This is a genomic window from Aquidulcibacter sp. (assembly GCF_044346625.1).
Taxonomy (GTDB): Bacteria; Pseudomonadota; Alphaproteobacteria; order Caulobacterales; family Aquidulcibacteraceae; genus Aquidulcibacter.
This window is the reverse complement of record NZ_JBIIYV010000129.1, coordinates 1-4,783: the sequence shown is the minus strand read 5'-3', so window position 1 is coordinate 4,783 and position 4,783 is coordinate 1. Positions and strand designations below refer to the sequence as shown.

The window sequence follows — 4,783 nt, the reverse complement described above, 5'->3', positions numbered from 1 at the left end:
TCCTATCTTGTTAAAGGAGCATCCATCGTCAGAACCTAAACCCACTTCTTCAATCAAAATCGCAATCAGCCCAAATCCATGCCCCCAGCCCATCACGCACAAACCTCCCGCGGAGCGGGTTCGTTCTCTGGCGCAAAGCAGACCACGGCCAAGCTTCACAATTGATGTTTGCGGCCAGTAGGGGTTGAAAAGTTGGCCTTGAAACTGCGGTTGTGAGCAGGGAACATTTCTTGAAGTTGGCTGTCCGCTTTCCTGTCCCAGCTGACCGCCGCAGTGGCGATAACTGACCGCTTTTCGTGGCAAACAGCGCGGTGTTTGGTGGCTTATAACACCTAGTATTCGCCAAAGACTAATAGACATGGGGAAACTGAAACCCCGCGCGAAGAGAGCGCAAAAAGCGGTCTGACAGCCATGAGACAAAAAAATTAAAAATGCTGCCTTGTTGAGCGCCGCTCTGCCCATCGTAACCGCAAAGCTCAACGCCATGGCCCCCATCCCCGGTTCGAAGACATCTTTCCTAGCATCGACGACCATCCCGACTAACGCCTCCACGAACTGTTGCAGTGGAACTGGAAACCAGCCATCGCGCGACAGCTCGCTTGGTCGGTCAAGGTGTGTCAGGTCGGTCGCTTACACAATAGCTAACGCGAACAGTCTAATCGATGTCTTGATCTACGTTGCTTCTCGGCTCGTCAAGCAAGCGGAGAGACGCATAAATCAGGAAAATCAAACCCACAAAAATGACTACTCCCGCTACAATTGACAAAATAGCCATTTCAAAAGAACTGTCCATAATCCTTCATAGACGAGCATTTTTCATCTGCTATTGGGAGAATCCACCAAGGCGCATGACGTAACGTCAGACTTAAAACTTTGAACCTGCAACATCAGCAGAGCAGACAACACGACACGTCGATAGCAAATGGATTTGTTTAGAGATAAAGCCCAGTGTTCGGATCCTTGAAGCTAACTATGGTTATGGGTTGGTCCTCCCATTCTAAAGTAGCCGGCCAGGCTTTGTTTTGATCATAAAGTTTCGCGACCACGAGCGCATTTCGCCGGCTCGTAGCTGCGACGAGAGTCTTACTGAATCCATCCCAATCGTCGGTCGTGTTGCCCTTTGAAACTTCGCCGCTTCCAACAAAGTACAATTTGAGGCCATTATGGTTCTCTGCCATTAAAGTCCTCTCCTTTTTTGAGAATGTTTATCGTTTGAGCACGTAGGTTAGGATGAGCTTGGAGAGCCCCAGTCGCGAAAATCAGGGGTCCGTACGCTAGGCCCACTAAAATGCAAACTCGCTTACTCCAAGGGCAACAAGCTCCCCCGTCGTAACAGACACGACATCACATTCGACGTACGCGCGCGATGAGCGGAAGCTCTTTACAATTGCCTCGAAACGGTAGTCGTCGTTGGCGGCCGGCGAAACAAAATGGGTATGTTGATATACCGTACCTTTGCCAACACGGTCACTGGTGCCAGTAGCCAGACCTGACGCAGTATCAATGCCCGCCATAATCGCCTGACCGCACATAGCTCATGTCACAAACTTCACCTTGCTGGACAGCGGCAGGATGACACTGCAATGCCCAGCGGAAACAATAAAGTCTGCGAAACCTAGCTCTTTCACCCAAGGGGCAAAGATATAGCCAAAGACCTGCTCAACATTAGTCTGCGTAACACGAAAGAGTGCGTTCCTCGCTGTGTTTGCTGACATCCTAGCCTCACATCTTTGCCAAGCCAAAGTCGCTTGGTCGAGGGAGAACGGCTAGATCGCAGATGTTAACTCGCAGTAAGGCGAAGCTTAGGATTGGTGGATTCTCACCAACCAAAATGTGTGAAAACGGGTCTAAAGGAGATTCAATCAGCTTTTTTGGAACGAATATGGTCTTTTTTTCCCCTGCTACACCTCTCAACGACAACCATAAAACCACCTCTGTAGCCCGCCAGAACACCTTTGATGGTGTAAAGCCCCAAGTGCCGAGTGACCCGGTCTTGGAAGTCATACGTACCGCAATCCAAAGTTTTGGCCCAATCTGTCCCAGCGACGCGATGGTATTGTCGCGGATGTTAAGACGGCTGCTTGAGATTGAGAAACATGAGGGCATCGTGGTTGCAATTGATCATGCAAAAGAGCTCGCAGAGCTTCTGCAGCTAAAAAAGTGCGCACGGCTTAACATCAAAAGATGAGAAGAAACTAAGCGGCACTAAACTGAGTGTTAAGACCATCCCACGCAGCCATTCTAGCTTCCCGATCCGAAATTTGCTCAATGGTTTCAATTACATCTAATCGTGCGAGCACGTCTTCAAGCCGCTCTCCGATCCTTGGAGGCGGAGACTCGAATAAAATAGAGTAATCAATATCGTAAATCATACGGTTGTGGGCCAACGACTTCGGCCCAGCATCAATGATGATTGCGATGGCGGTCTCACCCCGATCACCAAATGGCACAGGTAGTCCCAACAGCTCATACTTCCAACCGGCTTGCTCAACGGCCGGCAGAAATCTGGTATCCATCAAAGTCGTATAGTGTGTGATGCCCCGTGTGGCGGCGAACTCAAACAATCCACAAGCTAATTCGCTATGTGCCTTACTGTACTTTTCTCCGCTCACCTTGCGAAAGGAAGGCGAGATAATCCAACGAGTCATGTCCCAGATATGATTGCCCCTAGGAACCGGCCCATCTACGAAATGTGATAGCTTGTCGAGCAAGTAATGATTCATTGTCGGCATCAATCGAAAAGTCGATTTGATTTGGCCATCGTGAGTCAAATTCATAAGATAAACCGTGTCTGGGCGATCAAACTCGTCATACTCACGGTCGTTCTCTATGGTCAGGCCATCAGACCAACCCCTTTGGACAACATAAAAATGATACCGCAGCTTGTGCATCGCTGCGAGCTGCTTGGCATACAAGTCCCGATTTGCCGATGTAACCGCATGTATCATAATGGAACTCCCGAGTAAGAACCTGGGAGTAACATGCAATGTGCGTGCCAGTTTCAGAAAGGGCAGGTACAAAGCTGGAAGGCTTACAAACTGACAATGCCATTCACCAAGCACTCCACTATCGCCTGGGCGCGTGTGCGCACGCCAATACGCTCCTTCGCACGTTCAACATGTCTATTTACCGTCGCTTCGCTGATAGAAAGTATGCGGCCGATCTCCCAATCAGTCTTGCCCGCCGAAACCCATCGTAACACCTCTATCTGACGCTCGGTCAAATCGGGTTTAGACGGAGCGGTATCAATTAGCATGAGGCGCTCCAAAGCTACGTGATAATAAATGGCCATAAGGTGAAGACAGCCTCTCGTGGTCGCGTTAAGGTCAAGACGATCACCGGTAAACGTAACCACAGAAAAATTGCCCAACCCGCTGTGGATAGGAACAACAAAGCCATTCTCGTAACCAAAATCATGAGCGACATCTAATACGTTAAGAGCACTTGGGTCATTTCTAGACTCAAAACGACATTCGTCCCATGAAAAACCTGAAAGGGTCGTGATGCTCTTTTTGGCGGCTGGATCGTAACGAATAAAGTTATTCTCCGCATAAGTTCTTACAAATTCAGAATCAGGAGAGCCAACAACTTTCAAAGAATTTAATAGGTTCGCGGGAGATCCAATGCAGGACAATGTACCAGTGTCTGCGCCGAAAGAACGAAAGACGTGCTTAAATTTAGCTTCAAGCTCATGATAAGTTGACGCAGTCCTGCAATCTGAGATAAACTGCGATATCACATCCATCATAGATTTTGACCCCAAACACGCTATTGAAGATACGGATCGATTCGCACTTATCATTATTCGATGAATATGCTACCATCTAGTATTCTAGGGAAATCATAATGTTTTGCTTGGGAGAGATCGCCGTCCAGCCTGATTGCCAATCCACTTGGACAGCATTGCCAAGTATTCGGGCAAGACAGCCAGGGAGCATGGTCACACCAGACACTTAGACGGCGTGCAACCAAATCGCATACTGATTGCAAGGACAATCCATCACAGCTTGCAAGATGAGTTGGCCAGCTATGGCGCACGAACAAGCAGCTGTGCCAACGCAGGCAGTCGCGAAAGACACTTCCTAGCTGGCTGCAAATTTGGTTAGCCGCGACGGCATTGATGGGACTCGGAGCGGTAACTGGCGACTAGTAACGTCAAATCCTCAACTAAGCTAGCGCCGCAGTTGACCAAAGCGCGATTCCTATTCGCTTCCTTCAGATCCATTTGAACCCGGAAACCGCTGCCGAGCATGGACCCAGGCTTTCTGGTAACCCTCCCGGAACGCTTCGGTCTGAAAAAATGAGATGATACCGGCAGATAAGCCAACCTACAAAATTGCTGAAACCCAAGGAGCGACATAAGCAGAACTAATCGCGTGAAACTCCCTTGAGATGAGAATTAAACCTGTGAAATCGAAAAGGCTAAACCCAATGTTGTATAGACCTCTGAAGAAGATAGGCGGGTCACCGAACGTGTTATCCTTTCGAACTTTGTTGAACTTGACTAAAGCAGATCTCACGGTCGAGCAAATGCCAAAAGCTGACCCAGCACTTCAAAATCCGGCCAAGAGTTTTGGTATCCCCAAACAAGTTTGAGATGCACTCATTTTTTGGGGCCATTAAACGTCCGCTTTAGAGCAACCTCCAACGTGCCCCAAATGACCACCCCTGGCGCAAACCGATCGTGTCCCACGGCGTGGTGTAACAGCGGCGTCATGATGTAGCCGGTTTAGGGCTGAGTTGATCATGTTCAGGGGACTGCGCTGAGCATGACGATGGGATC

General features: G+C 49.1%; 4 protein-coding genes. 1 reads left to right on the top strand and 3 read right to left on the bottom strand.

What is annotated here, in order from left to right; translation table 11 throughout:
* A partial coding sequence (locus ACIQ20_RS15870; RefSeq protein WP_395782021.1) for a hypothetical protein occupies positions 1-534 on the bottom strand: 534 nt, incomplete at its 3' end.
* 1,243 nt (positions 535-1,777) lie between these two features.
* On the opposite strand from ACIQ20_RS15870, the gene ACIQ20_RS15865 reads away from it, so the two are divergent.
* Complete coding sequence (locus ACIQ20_RS15865) at positions 1,778-2,188, top strand: hypothetical protein (RefSeq protein WP_395782019.1); 411 nt, start codon at positions 1,778-1,780, stop codon at positions 2,186-2,188.
* A gap of 7 nt (positions 2,189-2,195) precedes the next feature.
* Here ACIQ20_RS15865 and ACIQ20_RS15860 read toward each other — a convergent pair whose 3' ends face one another.
* A complete protein-coding gene (locus ACIQ20_RS15860; RefSeq protein ID WP_395782017.1) occupies positions 2,196-2,948 on the bottom strand; it encodes an acyl-homoserine-lactone synthase in 753 nt (250 codons plus the stop codon).
* 83 nt (positions 2,949-3,031) lie between these two features.
* Entirely contained in the window at positions 3,032-3,748 is a 717-nt protein-coding gene (locus ACIQ20_RS15855; RefSeq protein ID WP_395782015.1) for a helix-turn-helix transcriptional regulator, read from the bottom strand.
* Positions 3,749-4,783 lie beyond the last annotated feature (1,035 nt).

Excerpts from the sequence above, each read along its gene's own strand:
- ACIQ20_RS15865 (WP_395782019.1), top strand. The coding sequence starts at position 1,778 with ATGTTAACTCGCAGTAAGGCGAAGCTTAGGATTGGTGGATTCTCACCA.
- ACIQ20_RS15860 (WP_395782017.1), bottom strand. The coding sequence starts at position 2,948 with ATGATACATGCGGTTACATCGGCAAATCGGGACTTGTATGCCAAGCAG.
- ACIQ20_RS15855 (WP_395782015.1), bottom strand. The coding sequence starts at position 3,748 with ATGATGGATGTGATATCGCAGTTTATCTCAGATTGCAGGACTGCGTCA.